Genomic DNA, 16132 nt, shown 5'->3' with positions numbered 1-16132 from the left:
CGCCGCCCCAGCGTGGACCGGGGCGGCACGAAACTCAACCGATGGCCTTGAGGACGGCCTCGCCCAGCGTCGCCGGGCTGTCGGCCACGACGATGCCCGCCGATTTCATCGCCTCGATCTTTTCCTCGGCGCCGCCCTTGCCGCCGGCGACGATGGCGCCCGCATGGCCCATGCGGCGGCCCGGAGGCGCGGTGCGCCCGGCGATGAAACCCGCGACCGGTTTCTTGCGGCCGCGCTTGGCCTCATCCTTCAGGAACTGTGCGGCTTCTTCTTCGGCGGACCCGCCGATTTCGCCGATCATGATGATGCTTTCGGTCTCATCATCGGCAAGGAACCATTCGAGGACGTCGATATGCTCCGTCCCCTTGATCGGGTCGCCGCCGATGCCGACGCAGGTCGACTGGCCGAGGCCGACATCGGTGGTCTGCTTCACGGCCTCATAGGTCAGCGTGCCCGAGCGGCTGACGACACCCACGCTGCCCCGCTTGTGGATATGGCCGGGCATGATGCCGATCTTGCATTCGCCGGGTGTGATGACACCGGGGCAGTTCGGGCCGATGAGCTTTGACTTCGAGCCCTCAAGCGCCCGCTTGACGCGCATCATGTCGAGGACGGGGATGCCCTCGGTGATGCAGACGATCAGCTCCATTTCGGCGTCGATGGCCTCAAGGATACTATCGGCGGCAAAGGGGGGCGGGACGTAGATGACCGACGCATTCGCCTCGGTCGCGCGCTTGGCCTCATGGACCGAGTTGAAGACCGGCAGCCCGATATGGGTCTGCCCGCCCTTGCCGGGGGTGACGCCACCCACCATGCGTGTGCCGTAGGCCTGCGCCTGTTCGGTGTGGAAGGTGCCCTGCGAGCCGGTCAGGCCCTGGCAGATGACTTTGGTGTTCTTGTCGACGAGTACGGACATGCTCTTACCCCTTCACCGCCTTGACGATCTTTTGTGCTGCGTCGGACAGGTTGTCCGCCGCGATGACGTCGAGGCCGGAGGTGTTGATGATCTCCTTGCCCTTCTCGACATTCGTGCCCTCAAGCCGCACCACGAGCGGCACCTTCAGGCCGACTTCCTTCACCGCCGCGATCACGCCCTCGGCGATGATGTCGCAGCGCATGATGCCGCCGAAGATGTTGACGAGGATGCCCTTCACATTCGGGTCCGAGGTGATGATCTTGAAGGCCTCGGTCACCTTCTCTTTCGTCGCGCCGCCGCCAACGTCAAGGAAGTTGGCGGGCTCGGCCCCGTAAAGCTTGATGATGTCCATTGTCGCCATTGCAAGGCCCGCGCCGTTGACCATGCAGCCGATCTCGCCATCGAGCGCGATGTAGTTCAGGTCGAACTTGGAGGCGGCGAGTTCCTTCGGGTCTTCCTCGGTCTCATCGCGCAGGGCGGCGATATCGGGGTGGCGGTATATCGCGTTGCCGTCGAAGCCCATCTTGGCGTCGAGGCATTTGAGCTGGCCGTCGGGCGTGACGATCAGGGGATTGATCTCCAGCATCTCCATGTCTTTTTCCACGAAGATCTTGTAGAGCGTCTTGATCAGCGCCACGCATTGCTTGACCTGACCGCCTTCCAGCCCGAGGGCAAAGGCGACGCGGCGGCCGTGGAAGTCGGAAAGGCCCGAGGCGGGATCGACGGAGAAGGAGAGGATCTTTTCCGGTGTCTGCGCGGCGACTTCCTCGATATCCATGCCGCCCTCGGTCGAGCAGACGAAGGCGATGCGGCTGGTCTGGCGGTCGACGAGCAGGGCGAGGTAAAGTTCGCGCGCGATGTCGCTGCCATCCTCGATATAGATGCGGTTGACCTGCTTGCCCGGCGCGCCGGTCTGGTGGGTCACCAGCGTGCGGCCAAGCATCTTGCGCGCCTCGGTCGCGGCTTCCTCGACCGACTTGGCGATGCGGACGCCGCCCTTTTCGCCGGCCTCGGCCTCCTTGAACTTGCCCTTGCCGCGGCCACCCGCATGGATCTGCGCCTTCACGACCCAGAGGGGGCCGTCAAGTTCGCCCGCGGCGGTCTTTGCCTCTTCGGCGCGGAGCACGGCGCGCCCGTCCGACACCGGCGCGCCATAGCTGCGCAACAAAGCCTTGGCCTGGTATTCATGGATGTTCATCGCTGGTCCCCGTTCCGTTCGGTTTCACCCGTCATGGCATAGGAAGGGGCCGTGACGAAATGATAAATGTGGAAAAACCCCTTGTGGTGGGCAAATTCGACATTTTGTGATCACAGCTTGAAAAAGTGTGATCACATTTGGTATTTCCATATGCCGATCCGCGTTGGGCCGTGTGGAATCGTCGTGAGTTCTGCCCGTCCCCGGATGGCCGCGTCGGGTGAGATGCAGCGGGGATCAGTTCAGCATCAGCGCGTAAAGTCCTGCCTGTCCCTGGACCAGCCGTGTGAAGCTGCGCCAGTTGGCGCTGCTGATCAACTCACCTTGCGCAGCATAGGGAATGAAGGCCTCGCCCTGAATGGCCTGAACGAGCGGCAAGGGTCCGGGGTCATCGAGAAAAGCGGCGAGATTGATGCCGTGCCCGTTCGCGAAGCGCCAATGCGGGATCAGAAGCTCACCCTTGAGGAGCTTTTCGCCGTCCGAAAGAACGGCCAGCCACGCAATGTCGACATTCTCTGGCACAACAATCCCAAGCGCGGAGGCCTGTGTCGGCAGGGGGATCCATTCCCGATCATTGTCGGTTTCTTTCGCGAGTTCCTGCCAAAAGATCCGGTTATGTGCGATCATTGTCAGAAAGTGATCCCGTGCACGGCCAAGGCGCGAGGCGTCAGGTCGATGGCGCATGGTTTCGGTCAGGACCGCGATGGCGTCGATGTAGAACGCATCCTCGGCGCCGAACACAAGGCCGTGTCTACGCTTCTTTCCGCTTCGCTGAACCTGCTCGGCAATAGACTCGCGCAGTGCGATGACCCGCGCAAGCTCGTCCGTCGGGTCGAAGGCCAGGATCGTCTCCGAGATGCCCGAGACAGCCTGCACGTAGGCCCGCAGCCAGTAGACGTCGGCCCGGTCGAAGCGCACCGTCGCGCGAAGCGGGCTCGGTGCGTCCGGGTTCTGCTGCGCCCGCGTCTCAAGGACCTGCAGGCGCCATCGTCCGATGAGCGCAGGCAGGGCGGTATCGACGAAGGATTCGTCGGCGTCTCGGGTGCCGTTCATGTTCACGTCGAACCAAAGGTCGGGCAGGGCGAGTTCGAAGGAAGGATCGGCATCGGGCGGTATCGTTGCCAACACGTCTTCGGCGGCGGCCATGTCGTCGATTACCGCGCTGAAAAGGTCCGCGATCATGGTTGGCGAGATCGGTTCCGGCGTCGGATTCGGCGCCAGTTCGCCGGCCAGCAGCGGCAGGTCGAGGTTCTCCGTGAGGCCGTAGCGCCAGCGGAGCTGGTACGCACGCTCGACCGCGCGCAGGAACAGGATGCCACCAAGGGCCATCCGGTCGTCGGCGCTTGGATCGGCGATGGCGTCCAGATCCGCAGTTGCGCCGGCGAGGCCACTTTCACCGATAAGCGGCGAGGCGTCCGCCGATGCCATGCAGGGCAGAATCGACAGAAGAATTGAGAACAGGAACCGCATCTTTCCCCCGTAAAACAGACAAAATGCGCCACCAAGGGTGACGCATCCTGCCGTTTCAGGTCTTGATCTGACGCAATGCGGCCATCAGGCCAGCGACGGGTCGATCCCCTTGCAAGCGGCGACAAGGCCCTTCACCGCGTCAACCGACTTGTCGAACATCGCCTGTTCGTCGGCATTGAGCTTGATATCGACGATGCGTTCGATGCCGCCCGCGCCGATGATGGTCGGCACGCCGACATACATGCCATTGAGGCCGAATGCGCCATCGACATGGGCTGCGCAGGGAAGAAGGCGTTTCTGGTCCTTCAGATAGGCCTCGGCCATCTCGATTGCGGATGCGGCGGGCGCGTAGAAGGCCGAGCCGGTCTTCAAGAGGCCAACGATCTCGGCCCCGCCGTCGCGGGTGCGCTGGACGATGGCATCAAGCTTGTCCTGCGTGGTCCAGCCCATCTCGACCAGATCGGGCAGGGGGATGCCTGCGACGGTGGAATAGCGGGTCAGAGGGACCATCGTGTCGCCGTGTCCGCCAAGCACGAAGGCGGTAACATCGCGCATCGAAACATTGAATTCAAGCGACAGGAAATGCCGGAAGCGGGCCGAATCAAGCACGCCCGCCATGCCGACGACCTTGTTCGCCGGCAGGCCCGAGAACTGCTGGAGCGCCCAGACCATGGCGTCCAGGGGGTTGGTGATGCAGATGACGAAAGCGTCGGGCGCATTCGCCTTGATGCCCTCGCCAACCGACTTCATGACCTTGAGGTTGATGCCCAGAAGGTCGTCGCGGCTCATGCCGGGCTTGCGCGGTACGCCGGCGGTGACGATGCAGACATCGGCGCCCGCGATGTCGCTGTAATCATTGGCGCCTTTGAGGTTGGCGTCGAAGCCTTCGACCGGGCCCGACTGCGCGATGTCGAGCGCCTTGCCCTGCGGCGTGCCTTCGGCGATGTCGAAGAGAACGACGTCGCCGAGTTCCTTGATCGCGGCGAGATGGGCGAGCGTGCCGCCGATCTGACCTGCGCCGATAAGGGCAATCTTGGGTCTGGCCATGAGATGTCTCCGGGTACGAGGTGAATGTCGCGGCATTGGGTAATCGTTCAGAGCCTTTCGCGCAAGCCCGCTGCGCTGCGGCATCGTGCGTTGCTTTGCAAAGGGCGACCCTTCGGCTATTGCAGGCGACACTCGGGGCGGGGGTATCGGCATGGAAGGCGGGCTGTTCTGGACGGTGGCGGTGATCGCCGCTTCCTTGGTCGGGCTGTCGAAAGGGGGGCTGCCTGTCGTCGGTATGCTGGGCGTACCGGTCCTGGCCCTCGCTATCTCGCCAGTGACGGCGGCGGGGCTGTTGCTGCCGGTCTATGTCGCCTCGGACATGATCGGGCTTATTGCCTACCGGCGGGCCTTCGACCGGCGGGTTCTGGCGATCCTCGCGCCTGCGGCTGTTCTGGGCATCGGGTTGGGCTGGGTGACGGCGGCCATGGTGCCGGAACGGCTGGTCACCGGGATTGTCGGGGCGATCGGGGTGGCTTTCGCGGTGTCATTGCTGCTGCGGTTGAGGCCCGAAGGGCAGGTGCGGCATGCACGGGTGGGGTCTGGGCTCTTCTGGGGGGCTTTGACCGGCTATACGAGTTTCGTCAGCCATGCCGGTGCGCCACCCTATCAGGTCTATGTGCTGCCGCTAAAGTTGGACAAGACCACGTTCGCCGGGACCACGACGGTGTTCTTCGCCTTCGTCAACGCGGTGAAACTGGTCCCTTATTGGGCGCTGGGCCAGCTTTTCCCCGGCAATCTGAAGATCGCGGCCGTTCTTGCGCCGCCCGCGATCATCGCGGTGCTGGCCGGGGTGTGGCTGGTGAAGGTGCTGCCCGAGGTGCTGTTCTTTCGGCTGGTAACATGGGCGCTGCTGGCGGTTTCACTGAAACACCTCTGGTCCGCTGTTGCCGGTTGAGGCCGGGTGTGGGATGGGTTTCAACCCACCTTCCTGTTCAGAAACCGGCTCAGGCGCCCTTGTCTGTTGCGGGCAGCTGTTCGGCCAGCGTTTCATAGTTCTGGCCCGAGGCGACAAGGCAGGTCATGCCGCTGGCAAGCGTCACGGTGATCGTCCAGGTGCCCGTCTCTGCCGAGGCAAAGACCTCCATAACCGCGTTGTTGGCGGCAAGGCCGATCCCGCGGCGCGTTTCACCGTAGCGGCCGGCAAGTTCGGCCACGACCGTCTCGCGCTCGGCACAGTTCGGACGACCTTCCGCGAAGGCGTGATGCGTGGCGAGGATCAGCCCGCCGAAGCCTAGCGAAAGGGCGAAGAGTTGCTGTTTCATCGCGCTGTCCATCCTGCTGCGAAGGTAGCCCATGGTTTCGATCTCGTCGGGGTGGGTACCCGTCGACTGCGATAGGGCCGTGATCGGGAAATGCTGCGCCCGGAAACGGAAGATATGGTTAAGGCAGGGATCGCCCCGTTTCACGTGGTCCGGATCAGCCGAACGTCACGTCAGCACCACTTTTTTCTGCGCTGCGGCATTTTTGGCCTTGCCGAATGCACCAAACCTGTGCTCATTTGCGCAATAATATTACAAGGAGAGGTTGATGCCTGCCGAAAGCGACCGGATGCGCCCCTACCGATCGGTGCTCTATATCCCCGCTGCGCGCGAACGTGCGCTGGAAAAGGCGCAGACCCTGCCCGTGGATGCGATCATCTTCGACCTTGAAGATGCGGTTGCAGCAGACGAGAAGGAAAACGCCCGCGTGTTGCTTGCCCGGGTGCTCGGTGAGGCGGATTATGGCGGTCGCGCGCGGATCGTGCGGGTCAACGGGCTCGACACGCCCTGGGGCGCCGAGGATATTGCCGCCTTCCGGGGGGCGAAGATCGACGCGCTTCTGATCCCGAAGGTCGGGTCGGCGGCGGATGTGGAGGCCGTGGCGCGGCTTATTCCCGACGTGCCGCTCTGGGCGATGATGGAGACGCCGGCAGGCATGCTGAATGCCGCCGAGATTGCTGCCCATCCGCGACTCAGCGGCATGGTCATGGGTACGAATGATCTGGCCAAGGAGATCGGCGCGCGGTTCCGGCCTGACCGGCTGCCGATGCTGACCGGCCTTCAGCTGTGCCTTCTGGCGGCGCGTGCCCATCGCCGCATCGCCATCGACGGTGTCTACAACGCCTTCAAGGATGATGAAGGCCTGCGCGCCGAATGCCGGCAGGGCCGCGATATGGGCTTTGATGGCAAGACGCTGATCCACCCTGCGCAGCTTGCCATCGCCAACGAGGAATTCGCCCCGTCCGACGCCGAAGTGGACCTTGCCCGCCGTCAGATCGAAGCCTTTGACGCGGCGCGGCGCGAGGGGCAGGGCGTCGCGGTCGTCGATGGCAGGATCGTTGAGAACCTGCATGCCGCAACGGCACGGCAGATCATCGCCCGTGCCGAAGCTATTGCGGAACGCGCGATTTAGGTGAAACTGCCGCCCGAATGACGGCAGTCGGAGAAAGACAATGCAGATCCTGATCCTGGGCCTCGCGCTCTGGTGGGTTTCCCATCTCTTCAAGCGGGTCGCACCCGGTGCACGGGCGCGCATGGGTGTCATGCCGGGCAAGATGCTGGTGACGGTGCTGTCGCTCGCTGCGATCGGACTGATGGTCATCGGCTATCGCCGTGCGGGGTTCGAGCCGGTCTATACGCCGATGGCCGGGATGGGGCATCTCAACAATCTTCTCATGCTGATCGCGGTCTTTCTCATGGGCGTGCCGCATTCGAAGGGGATTGTGAAATCGAAGCTGCGCCATCCGATGCTGACCGGCGTTGCTGTCTGGTCGGTCGGCCATCTCCTCGTGAACGGTGACGTTGCCTCACTGGTGCTTTTCGGCGGAATTGGCATCTGGGCCGTGCTTTCGATGGTCCTGATCAATTCCCAGGAAAGCTGGACACCGCCGGCGCGGGGCCGTCTGAAAAGCGATGTGATAGGTCTCGCCATCGCGCTGGTCGTCTACGCGGTGATCGCGGGCATCCATATCTGGCTTGGCCGCAACCCGTTCCTGGGGACCTATGGATGAAACGCTAAGGTCAGGCCGTGATCCACGACAGCCCCGGCCTACGCATCAACGACGGAACTGAGTGACCAATGAAGACCAATCCCGGCCGTTTCTTCGAAGACTACTCCCTCGGGCAGGTGATCGCCCACGCGGTGCCGCGCACCGTTTCGGGAGGGGAGCGGGCGCTGTATCACGCGCTCTATCCGGCCCGCCATGCGCTTTATTCCTCGGATGAATTTGCCCGTTCCTGCGGCTTGCGCGCGGCGCCGATGGATGACCTGATCGCCTTCCATACGGTCTTTGGCAAGACCGTGCCCGACATCTCGCTCAACGCCATTGCCAATCTTGGCTATGCCGAAGGGCGCTGGCTGAAGCCAGTCTGGCCGGGGGATACGTTGCGTTCAGAATCCGAGGTGATCGGGCTGAAGCAGAACTCAAACGGCAAGTCGGGCGTGGTCTGGGTGCGCACGCGGGGCCTCAACCAGCAGGGCGATACGGTTATGGACTATGTCCGCTGGGTGATGGTGCGGAAACGCGATGCGGGTGCGCCCGCACCGGAAACCGTGGTGCCTGAACTGAAGTCGACCGTACCTGCTGCCGACATTGTCGTGCCCGAGGGGCTGGATTTCACCCGCTATGACTTCACGCTGGCAGGCGAACCGCATCGCTGGGGCGACTACGCGGTGGGCGAGAAGATCGACCATGTGGATGGCGTGACCGTGGAGGAGGCGGAGCACATGCTCGCCACCCGCCTCTGGCAGAACACCGCCAAGGTTCATTTCGACGCGACAAACCGCGAGGACGGCAAGAGGCTGATCTATGGCGGACATGTGATCTCGCTCGCGCGGGCTTTGTCGTTTAACGGGCTGGCGAACGCGCAGGTCATCGTCGCGCTGAATGCGGGCGCGCATGCCAATCCCTGCTTTTCGGGCGACACGGTGCGGGCGTGGTCCGAGGTGCTCGACAAGGCCGAAACCGCCGCCCCCGGCGTCGGCGCGATCCGGCTGCGGCTGGTCGCGGTGAAGCAAGGTGCCCCTGACTTCGCGCTGAAGGGCGAGGACGGGAAATACCTGCCCGAGGTGCTCTTGGACCTCGACTACTGGGCGCTGATGCCAATGTGATCGTTAGGTGTTTCCCGAAACGCTACAGGGCGATGGACCGGTGGGCAGGGCCGCTGCTAGTCTGCGTTCATGACATGGTTTCGCCCCTTCCTGACCGGCCTTTCCCTGCTCGCACCCCTGCCCGGCGCGGCTTGCGATCTGGCGCTATTGCTGGCCGTCGATGTCTCGGGTTCGGTAGATGCCCGCGAATACCGGGTGCAGATGGAGGGGTTGGCTGAAGGCCTGCGCGATTCTGTGGTACGGGAGGCTTTGATCCGGGGTGAGGCCACCGTAGCTCTGATGCAGTGGACAGGGGCATCGCGGCAGGAGCTGACGGTGGGCTGGACGCAGGTTTTGAGTGAGGATGATCTGGAGGCTTTAGCCCGGCAGATCGAAACCGCGCCCCGGGTCTGGACGGAGTTTTCGACCGCGATTGGCGAGGCGATGACCTTCGGTGCCCGGGTCTTTGACGACGCCCCCGCCTGCAAGCGCCGGGTGATGGATATCTCGGGCGACGGGCGGTCGAACGAGGGGGCCGAGCCGGTGGAGATCAAGCCCGAGATGGAGGCGCTGGCGATCACGGTGAACGCGCTGGTGATCCGGGGGGATGATGACGGGCTGCCGAACTATTTCGCCGAGAATGTGATGACCGGCGGCAACGCCTTTGTGGTGACGGCAGAGAATTACGACGAATATCCCGAGCGCATGCAAAGGAAGCTCAGGCGCGAAACCGAGCGGCAGATTTCGATCGGCGAGTCACCGGCCCCGATTCCGGTGCGTTGGCAGAAGTGATCGCAATTAGCCGTAAGGCTTCGATATTTGTGATCACAAGAAAAATCGACGTGATCACAAATCAATTCTTTATCGCTAACGCGCGGGAAATCGTCGGTTTTGGGCCAATCGCGGCGTGACATGGGCGGCTTTTGCGTTATGAAGTACGGGACTGCCCGCTGGCGTTCCCGCACGCCCGTGTGCAAAGGCAAAAGAGGGACCGACCATGGCCGATGTCAACCGGGGCAACCGTCCGCTGTCGCCGCATCTGCAGATCTACCGCATGCCGCTGACGGCGATCACCTCGATCCTCACCCGGATCACCGGCAATGCGCTGATCGTTGCGGCCTTCCTGATCGTCTGGTGGCTTCTGGCGGCGGCGACGAGCGAGGCCTATTTTGCGACCGCCGATGCGGTGCTGACAAGCTGGTTCGGCAAGCTGGTGTTCCTCGGCTCGATCTGGGCGGTCTGGTATCATCTGCTGACCGGTCTCAGGCATCTTTATTATGACAGCGGGCGGGGGCTCGACATCCCGACGGCGGAGAAGCTCGGCTGGGCCTGCATCATCGGGTCGGTCGTGCTGACCCTTCTCACCATCATCATTCTCTGAGGGGGCAGGACCATGCGTTACCTCACCGACCGCAAGCGCGCCGCAGGCCTCGGTTCCGCCAAAACCGGGACGGAGCATCACTGGCATATGCAGGTTTCGGCCGTTGGCCTTGCAATCCTGATCCCGCTTTTCCTCTTCACCTTCGGCGGCATTCTTGGCGCGCCTTATGAAGAGGTCGTCGCCTATTACGCTCGGCCCTTCCCGGCCATCGTGGCGGGGCTGACGCTGCTCGTTGGCCTTTATCATTTCAAGAACGGCGCGCAGATGATGATCGAGGATTATGTCCACGGCTTTGCCCGCAAGGCCGCGATCATCGCCACCGTTTGCTTTTCTTACGGCCTGATGGCCACCGGGCTTTACGCGCTGATCAAGCTCGCGCTCTGAGGGACTGAACATGACCGCATATGCTTACGAAACCCATGAATATGACGTGGTCGTGGTTGGTGCCGGCGGCGCGGGGCTGCGCGCGACGCTCGGCATGGCCGAACAGGGGCTGCGCACCGCCTGCGTGACCAAGGTTTTCCCGACACGCTCCCACACCGTTGCCGCGCAGGGCGGCATCGCCGCTAGCCTCTCGAACATGGGGCCGGACCACTGGCAGTGGCACATGTACGATACCGTCAAGGGCTCGGACTGGCTGGGCGATACCGACGCGATGGAATACCTCGCGCGGGAAGCGCCGAAGGCGGTTTATGAGCTGGAGCATTACGGGGTGCCGTTCTCCCGCACCGAAGAGGGCAAAATCTATCAGCGTCCCTTCGGCGGCCATACGACCGAATTCGGCGAAGGCCCCCCGGTGCAGCGCACCTGTGCCGCTGCCGACCGTACGGGCCACGCGATCCTGCATACGCTTTACGGCCAGTCGCTGAAGCACAATGCCGAGTTTTACATCGAGTATTTCGCGCTCGATCTGATCATGACCGACGGGGCCTGCACCGGTGTTGTGTGCTGGAAGCTCGATGACGGCACGATCCATGTCTTCAACGCGAAGATGGTGGTTCTGGCGACGGGTGGTTATGGCCGCGCCTATTTCTCAGCGACCTCGGCCCATACCTGCACCGGCGATGGCGGCGGCATGGTGGCCCGTGCCGGTCTGCCGCTTCAGGACATGGAATTCGTGCAGTTCCATCCGACCGGCATCTACGGCTCGGGCTGCCTGATCACCGAAGGCGCGCGGGGCGAAGGTGGCTATCTGACCAACTCCGAAGGCGAGCGCTTCATGGAACGCTATGCGCCGACCTACAAGGATCTCGCGAGCCGTGACGTCGTCAGCCGCTGCATGACGATCGAGATCCGCGAGGGCAGGGGTGTGGGCCCGAACAAGGACCATATCCACCTGCACCTGAACCACTTGCCGCCGGAAACGCTTGCGCTCCGCCTGCCCGGCATTTCCGAGAGCGCGCGCATCTTCGCAGGCGTCGATCTGACAAAGGAGCCGATCCCGGTCCTGCCGACCGTGCACTACAACATGGGCGGCATCCCGACGAACTATTGGGGCGAGGTGCTGGCACCCACCAAGAAAAACCCCGATGCCGTGGTGCCCGGCCTGATGGCGGTGGGCGAAGCGGGCTGCGCCTCCGTGCACGGCGCCAACCGGCTTGGGTCGAACTCTCTTATCGACCTTGTCGTCTTCGGCCGCGCCGCCGCGATCCGCGCGGGCGAGGTGGTGAACCCGAAGGACCGCAACCAGCCGGTCAACACCGCCGAAGTGGACAAAGCGCTGTCGCGCTTCGATGACCTGCGGAACGCCAACGGTGCGGTGCCGACCGCCGATCTGCGCCTTGAGATGCAAAAGACCATGCAGGCCGACGCCGCCGTCTTCCGCACCGACAAGACTTTGGCCGAGGGCGTGAAGAAGATGGGTGCGGTGGCAGCCAAGATGGCCGACCTGAAGGTCACCGACCGGTCGCTGATCTGGAACTCCGACCTGATGGAGACGCTGGAACTTGCGAACCTGATGCCGAATGCTCTGGCCACGATCACCGCCGCCGAGGCGCGCAAGGAAAGCCGGGGCGCGCACGCGCATGAGGACTACCCGAACCGCGACGACAACGAATGGCGCAAGCATTCGCTGGCTTGGGTCGATGGGGCGAAAGTCAAGCTCGACTACCGCCCGGTCCATCTCGATCCGCTGACGACCGAGAAAGAAGGCGGCATCGACCTTAAGAAAATCGCGCCGAAAGCGAGGGTTTACTGATGAGGAAACGGATCGTCATTCTTCCGCTGGCTCTGACACTGGCGCTGGGCGCGTGCGTTCAGGAACGCCCGAGCGTTCAGACCGCCGACGGGACGCTGTCCTACACCAAGAAAAAATCCGGTGCGGCGGTTCTGTCGGGCGGGGCGGGCTATCACGGTGCCTATCTGCAGGAGACCCCGAACAAGCCGGCGCCGGAGAAAAAACCCGAACCCGTGGTCAAGGCCGCGCCGGGCAAACTGCCGCTTCCGGCGGGTTACGCGCTGCTGCCGGGTGATGAGGAACTCTGGCCGACTTTGACACGCGCGCAGCAGGAACGCGCGCTGTTGTTCCTGAAGGATGGCTCCACCATCCGCGCATCACTGAGGACCGACTGATGACCATACGCTTGCTGACGGCCCTCGCTCTCGTCACGTCTCTGCCGGGCTGCGCCGGTGTGATCGTTGCCGATGCGAGCAAGAACGAATCCCGCGCGGCCATCGCCAAGGTGATGGCTGAGGAACGCCCCGGTATCGACGCAGAAGCGGCTGGCAAATGCGTGCAGAAGGCGATGACGCTGGTCGAAACGGTTCAGCTCGGCACCGCCGACAACTACAAGTCCGTCTCATCGGCCAACCGCGAGCGTATCCGCACCTATGCGGCCCGGGCTGAGGCGGTTGCCTGCCTCGACGCTCTGCCGGTGACGGAGGAGGTCGCCGGGTGACCTTGCTTGCGCCCCATATCGGCTTGCTTGGTGCGCTTGCAATGCTTGCGCTCCTGGCGACCTGCGGACCGATGTCGGTCGAACGGGCGGAGGAGGCCTGTTACGAACGTGCCCGTCTTGCCGCCGGTCCGCGCGGCATGGTCGCGGTGGGAACCGGGTCGGGCGGACCATCCAGCAAGGTGCGGCTGACGATCTCGTCCGAATGGCTTCAGGGCAAGGACCCGGCCGAGCTTTACAATTCCTGCGTCTATCGAAAATCCGGTCAGCTTCCGCGCCGACCGCTCTATGACCGCCCCGGTTGGAAGGGATAAGACATGGTCCAGTTCACGCTTCCCAAGAATTCGAAGATCCGCACCGGCAAGACCTGGCCGAAACCGACGGGCACGAATATCCGCAAATTCCAGATCTATCGCTGGGACCCCGATACCGGCGAGAACCCGCGGGTCGATACCTATTTCCTCGACATGGACCAGTGCGGGCCGATGATCCTCGACGCGCTGATCAAGATCAAGAATGAGATCGACCCGACCCTGACCTTCCGCCGTTCCTGCCGCGAAGGCATCTGCGGGTCCTGTGCCATGAATATCGGCGGGATCAATACGCTGGCCTGCATCTATGGCCTTGATGAAGTGAAGGGCGATGTGAAGATCTATCCGCTGCCGCATATGCCGGTGGTGAAGGACCTGATCCCCGACCTCACGCATTTCTATGCTCAGCATGCCTCGATCATGCCCTGGCTGGAGACCAAGACCAACCGCCCGGCGAAGGAATGGCGTCAGTCGATCGACGACCGCAAGAAGCTCGACGGGCTTTATGAATGCGTGATGTGCGCCTCCTGCTCCACCTCCTGCCCGAGCTATTGGTGGAACGGCGACCGCTATCTCGGTCCCGCCGCGCTCTTGCATGCCTATCGCTGGATCATCGACAGCCGCGACGAGGCGACGGGCGAGCGTTTGGACGATCTGGAAGATCCGTTCAAGCTTTACCGCTGCCACACAATCATGAACTGCGCCAAGACCTGCCCGAAGGGGCTGAACCCGGCCAAGGCGATTGCCGAGATCAAAAAGATGATGGTCGAGCGGGTGGTGTGATCTTACCCGCGCTATCGAGACCCGGCTGACATCGCGGCAGAGAAGGGCATCACGGCTTAGCCGGTGGCGATCCGTGGGCGGCCCTGTGCGGTGACCCGCAGGCGGGCCTCGATGAACATCGGCTGGCCTTCGATCTCGATCTCGGAAATGTCGCGGTCGACGGTCAGTCGGATCTTTTCCACTCCAGCCTGCCGGGCACGGGCCTCGGCATCCCCGACAAGGGCTGCCTCCAGCACGGCGATGGCCTTGTCGCGGTCGTTGAAACGCTGGGGACCGTCGGGCAGGTGGGCCGAGAAGAGGCCTGGACCGGGGCTGGTGACGATGCCTTCGGCATGCATGGCGATCTGGCCGACGACGGCGCCGATGGCGTTCGCCACGCCCGCATGTTGTGGCAGGACCATGCGGCTGCCGATGCGGTCGCCCACCGCGCCGTAATATGATGGCGCCGAGGCGCCGAGCCCGATCACCGGCACACCAAGGCTTGTCTGCACCTTCACGATGCCGGAATGGCCATCAAGCCCCGCTTTCATCAGCGGATGACGGGCAAGCACCTCGGGCGCCTCACCCCAGTCGCGGCTGTCCTCCGCAAATGCCGCTTCCAGCAGGCAATCGACGGTTTGCGCGGTCAGTTGGTCGATGATTGCCTGTGCCAAAGCCTCAGGCCCCGCCGCGATGCGGTCGCCGCGTCCGTTCCGGCGGCGGGCGAAAAGGGTGACAGCTTTGCGCGCGGCCGTCGCGTCCCAGCTGTCTAGCCGACCCAGCACATGGGCGGCATCAGAAGGCGTCATGCCCGACAGCATCACATGGCCGCGCTGGACGAGGCGGGTGAGTGCCGGAAGTTCCAGTCTTGTGCGAACGCAATCGGCGATGCGGCGCGGTCCGGCCAGAAGCCGTTCCACCACCGCCGCCTCGCGTCCCGAAAGCCCCTCGGGCGGAGTGTCGCGCCACATCGGAAGGGCAAAACGACCATCATGCTCGCCCACCGCATCCATCGACAGCCATGTATCGAGTGCCTCATGGACCAGATCAGGATGGTCGCGGGCGGCGAGCGCCACCGGCACCAGACGCCGGGGGCCAAGGCGCAGGCTGGTTTGCAAACCCTCGATCAGGTGGACCTCGCTGTCACCGCCAAGGCCCGTCGTACGCATTGCCACGGCCTCGACCATGGTGCGGAACTCACCCACCCGCGCGCCCATCGGGTCGATCATCGGCTTGCCATCTTTCAGAAGGCAGACATCGGTCGTGGTGCCGCCGATATCCGAAACCAGTGCATCGGTCTCACCGGTCAGCCAGCTTGCCCCGGCGATGGAGGCGGCGGGGCCGGACAGGATGGTCTCGATCGGCCGGTCGCGGGCGAGGTCGGCCGAAACCAGCGCCCCGTCGCCGCGCACGACCATCAGGGGCGCGTCGATGCCAAGGCTTGCCATATGCGCCTCGCAGGCCGAGATCAGCCGGTCGATCATGCCGATGAGGCGGGCATTCAGCACCGCAGTCAGCGCCCGGCGGGGGCCGTTTAGTCCGGCGGAAAGTTCGTTCGAGCACGTGACGGGCTTGCCGGTCCTTTCGCGGATCAGATCTCGGGCGGCAGTTTCATGGCCTGGGTTGCGGGTCGCGAAACTGGCGGCGACGGCAAAGCCCGTGATGTCGGGGCCAAGGGCGTCCAATCCTGCCGCGAGGGCCGCGAGGTCAAGCGGCGCAACCTCGCCGCCACCATGATTGTGGCCACCCGCCAGCCGGATCACTGGATCGCCCTTCAGCGCGTCGGTCAACCCGGCGCGCATGAGTTCGCTTTCCTCGAACCCGATGAACACCAGCGCGACGCGCCCGCCCTGGCCTTCGACCAGCGCATTGGTGGCCAAAGTGGTCGAGAGCGAGACCATGGCGATTTCGGCGGCCTTCACGCCCGCCTTCTCAATGGCTGCGTCAATCGCTCGACCGACGCCCAGCGACAGGTCAGGACGCGTTGTCAGCGATTTCGCCGAGGCGATGACGCGGTCTTCGGCCTCGTTGAGGACCACCGCGTCGGTATAGGTGCCGCCGGTATCGACGCCGAGAAGATAGGTCATG

The 16132-nt window shown here is 63.7% G+C and carries 18 protein-coding genes; 12 read left to right on the top strand and 6 right to left on the bottom strand.

Annotated elements, in window-relative coordinates; genetic code table 11:
• Positions 1 to 34 precede the first annotated feature (34 nt).
• From sucD to mdh, 4 genes are all read right to left on the bottom strand, one after another.
• The gene (sucD, locus tag OEZ71_RS04620) at positions 35 to 916 is read right to left on the bottom strand and encodes a succinate--CoA ligase subunit alpha (RefSeq protein ID WP_263738738.1); all 882 of its coding nucleotides are present in this window, start codon (positions 914 to 916) and stop codon (positions 35 to 37) included.
• Between the two features lie 4 nt (positions 917 to 920).
• On the bottom strand, positions 921 to 2114 hold the full coding sequence (sucC, locus tag OEZ71_RS04615; protein WP_263738737.1) for an ADP-forming succinate--CoA ligase subunit beta: 1194 nt from the start codon (positions 2112 to 2114) through the stop codon (positions 921 to 923).
• Positions 2115 to 2348: 234 nt separating this feature from the next.
• On the bottom strand, positions 2349 to 3581 hold the full coding sequence (locus OEZ71_RS04610) for a hypothetical protein (protein ID WP_263738736.1): 1233 nt from the start codon (positions 3579 to 3581) through the stop codon (positions 2349 to 2351).
• An 84-nt stretch (positions 3582 to 3665) separates the two neighbouring features.
• On the bottom strand, positions 3666 to 4628 hold the full coding sequence (gene mdh / locus OEZ71_RS04605; protein WP_263738735.1) for a malate dehydrogenase: 963 nt from the start codon (positions 4626 to 4628) through the stop codon (positions 3666 to 3668).
• Positions 4629 to 4779: 151 nt separating this feature from the next.
• On the opposite strand from mdh, the gene OEZ71_RS04600 reads away from it, so the two are divergent.
• Positions 4780 to 5523: a sulfite exporter TauE/SafE family protein gene (locus tag OEZ71_RS04600; RefSeq protein ID WP_263738734.1), complete on the top strand. Its 744-nt coding sequence runs from the start codon at positions 4780 to 4782 to the stop codon at positions 5521 to 5523.
• A 49-nt stretch (positions 5524 to 5572) separates the two neighbouring features.
• Here the strand turns inward: OEZ71_RS04600 and OEZ71_RS04595 are convergent, their stop codons facing one another.
• Entirely contained in the window at positions 5573 to 6034 is a 462-nt protein-coding gene (locus OEZ71_RS04595) for a hypothetical protein (RefSeq protein WP_318527800.1), read from the bottom strand.
• A gap of 142 nt (positions 6035 to 6176) precedes the next feature.
• Between OEZ71_RS04595 and OEZ71_RS04590 the strand changes: the two genes are divergently transcribed.
• The 11 genes from OEZ71_RS04590 (at position 6177) to OEZ71_RS04540 (ending at position 14065) form a co-directional block, all read left to right on the top strand.
• Positions 6177 to 7019 (top strand): HpcH/HpaI aldolase/citrate lyase family protein, encoded by an 843-nt coding sequence (locus OEZ71_RS04590; RefSeq protein ID WP_263739004.1) that lies wholly within the window; start codon positions 6177 to 6179, stop codon positions 7017 to 7019.
• A gap of 40 nt (positions 7020 to 7059) precedes the next feature.
• Positions 7060 to 7617 carry an NnrU family protein gene (locus OEZ71_RS04585; protein WP_263738733.1) on the top strand — a complete coding sequence of 186 codons (558 nt, stop codon included), beginning with the start codon at positions 7060 to 7062 and terminating at the stop codon, positions 7615 to 7617.
• A gap of 68 nt (positions 7618 to 7685) precedes the next feature.
• Positions 7686 to 8717 (top strand): MaoC family dehydratase, encoded by a 1032-nt coding sequence (locus OEZ71_RS04580; protein ID WP_263738732.1) that lies wholly within the window; start codon positions 7686 to 7688, stop codon positions 8715 to 8717.
• Positions 8718 to 8786: 69 nt separating this feature from the next.
• Complete coding sequence (locus OEZ71_RS04575; protein WP_263738731.1) at positions 8787 to 9488, top strand: DUF1194 domain-containing protein; 702 nt, start codon at positions 8787 to 8789, stop codon at positions 9486 to 9488.
• 205 nt (positions 9489 to 9693) lie between these two features.
• On the top strand, positions 9694 to 10077 hold the full coding sequence (gene sdhC, locus OEZ71_RS04570) for a succinate dehydrogenase, cytochrome b556 subunit (protein WP_263738730.1): 384 nt from the start codon (positions 9694 to 9696) through the stop codon (positions 10075 to 10077).
• Between the two features lie 12 nt (positions 10078 to 10089).
• Positions 10090 to 10461: a succinate dehydrogenase, hydrophobic membrane anchor protein gene (sdhD, locus tag OEZ71_RS04565; RefSeq protein WP_263738729.1), complete on the top strand. Its 372-nt coding sequence runs from the start codon at positions 10090 to 10092 to the stop codon at positions 10459 to 10461.
• 10 nt (positions 10462 to 10471) lie between these two features.
• Positions 10472 to 12274, top strand: a complete 1803-nt coding sequence (sdhA, locus tag OEZ71_RS04560) for a succinate dehydrogenase flavoprotein subunit (RefSeq protein WP_263738728.1) — start codon at positions 10472 to 10474, stop codon at positions 12272 to 12274.
• Positions 12274 to 12648 carry a hypothetical protein gene (locus OEZ71_RS04555; protein WP_263738727.1) on the top strand — a complete coding sequence of 125 codons (375 nt, stop codon included), beginning with the start codon at positions 12274 to 12276 and terminating at the stop codon, positions 12646 to 12648. Before sdhA ends, OEZ71_RS04555 begins: the two co-directional genes overlap by 1 nt.
• A complete protein-coding gene (locus OEZ71_RS04550) occupies positions 12648 to 12974 on the top strand; it encodes a hypothetical protein (protein ID WP_263738726.1) in 327 nt (108 codons plus the stop codon). The genes OEZ71_RS04555 and OEZ71_RS04550 overlap by 1 nt, the downstream gene beginning before the upstream one ends.
• On the top strand, positions 12971 to 13285 hold the full coding sequence (locus OEZ71_RS04545; RefSeq protein WP_263738725.1) for a hypothetical protein: 315 nt from the start codon (positions 12971 to 12973) through the stop codon (positions 13283 to 13285). The genes OEZ71_RS04550 and OEZ71_RS04545 overlap by 4 nt, the downstream gene beginning before the upstream one ends.
• Positions 13286 to 13288: 3 nt before the next feature.
• Positions 13289 to 14065 carry a succinate dehydrogenase iron-sulfur subunit gene (locus tag OEZ71_RS04540; RefSeq protein ID WP_263738724.1) on the top strand — a complete coding sequence of 259 codons (777 nt, stop codon included), beginning with the start codon at positions 13289 to 13291 and terminating at the stop codon, positions 14063 to 14065.
• 56 nt (positions 14066 to 14121) lie between these two features.
• Here OEZ71_RS04540 and OEZ71_RS04535 read toward each other — a convergent pair whose 3' ends face one another.
• Complete coding sequence (locus OEZ71_RS04535; protein WP_263738723.1) at positions 14122 to 16131, bottom strand: hydantoinase/oxoprolinase family protein; 2010 nt, start codon at positions 16129 to 16131, stop codon at positions 14122 to 14124.
• Between the last annotated feature and the right edge of the window lies 1 nt (position 16132).

It is taken from the genome of Albidovulum litorale, from assembly GCF_025751495.1.
GTDB classification, from domain to species: domain Bacteria; phylum Pseudomonadota; class Alphaproteobacteria; order Rhodobacterales; family Rhodobacteraceae; genus Albidovulum; species Albidovulum litorale.
The sequence above is the reverse complement of the archived record's forward strand: the minus strand, read 5'-3'. Positions and strand labels throughout refer to the sequence as shown.

Bases quoted from the DNA above. Each gene is read 5' to 3' on its own strand.
- OEZ71_RS04575 (WP_263738731.1), top strand. From the start codon at position 8,787: ATGACATGGTTTCGCCCCTTCCTGACCGGCCTTTCCCTGCTCGCACCC.
- sucD (WP_263738738.1), bottom strand. From the start codon at position 916: ATGTCCGTACTCGTCGACAAGAACACCAAAGTCATCTGCCAGGGCCTG.
- OEZ71_RS04610 (WP_263738736.1), bottom strand. From the start codon at position 3,581: ATGCGGTTCCTGTTCTCAATTCTTCTGTCGATTCTGCCCTGCATGGCA.
- OEZ71_RS04540 (WP_263738724.1), top strand. From the start codon at position 13,289: ATGGTCCAGTTCACGCTTCCCAAGAATTCGAAGATCCGCACCGGCAAG.
- OEZ71_RS04535 (WP_263738723.1), bottom strand. From the start codon at position 16,131: ATGACCTATCTTCTCGGCGTCGATACCGGCGGCACCTATACCGACGCG.
- OEZ71_RS04590 (WP_263739004.1), top strand. From the start codon at position 6,177: ATGCGCCCCTACCGATCGGTGCTCTATATCCCCGCTGCGCGCGAACGT.
- OEZ71_RS04550 (WP_263738726.1), top strand. From the start codon at position 12,648: ATGACCATACGCTTGCTGACGGCCCTCGCTCTCGTCACGTCTCTGCCG.
- sdhC (WP_263738730.1), top strand. From the start codon at position 9,694: ATGGCCGATGTCAACCGGGGCAACCGTCCGCTGTCGCCGCATCTGCAG.
- OEZ71_RS04585 (WP_263738733.1), top strand. From the start codon at position 7,060: ATGCAGATCCTGATCCTGGGCCTCGCGCTCTGGTGGGTTTCCCATCTC.
- sdhD (WP_263738729.1), top strand. From the start codon at position 10,090: ATGCGTTACCTCACCGACCGCAAGCGCGCCGCAGGCCTCGGTTCCGCC.
- OEZ71_RS04580 (WP_263738732.1), top strand. From the start codon at position 7,686: ATGAAGACCAATCCCGGCCGTTTCTTCGAAGACTACTCCCTCGGGCAG.
- OEZ71_RS04600 (WP_263738734.1), top strand. From the start codon at position 4,780: ATGGAAGGCGGGCTGTTCTGGACGGTGGCGGTGATCGCCGCTTCCTTG.
- sucC (WP_263738737.1), bottom strand. From the start codon at position 2,114: ATGAACATCCATGAATACCAGGCCAAGGCTTTGTTGCGCAGCTATGGC.
- sdhA (WP_263738728.1), top strand. From the start codon at position 10,472: ATGACCGCATATGCTTACGAAACCCATGAATATGACGTGGTCGTGGTT.
- OEZ71_RS04555 (WP_263738727.1), top strand. From the start codon at position 12,274: ATGAGGAAACGGATCGTCATTCTTCCGCTGGCTCTGACACTGGCGCTG.
- mdh (WP_263738735.1), bottom strand. From the start codon at position 4,628: ATGGCCAGACCCAAGATTGCCCTTATCGGCGCAGGTCAGATCGGCGGC.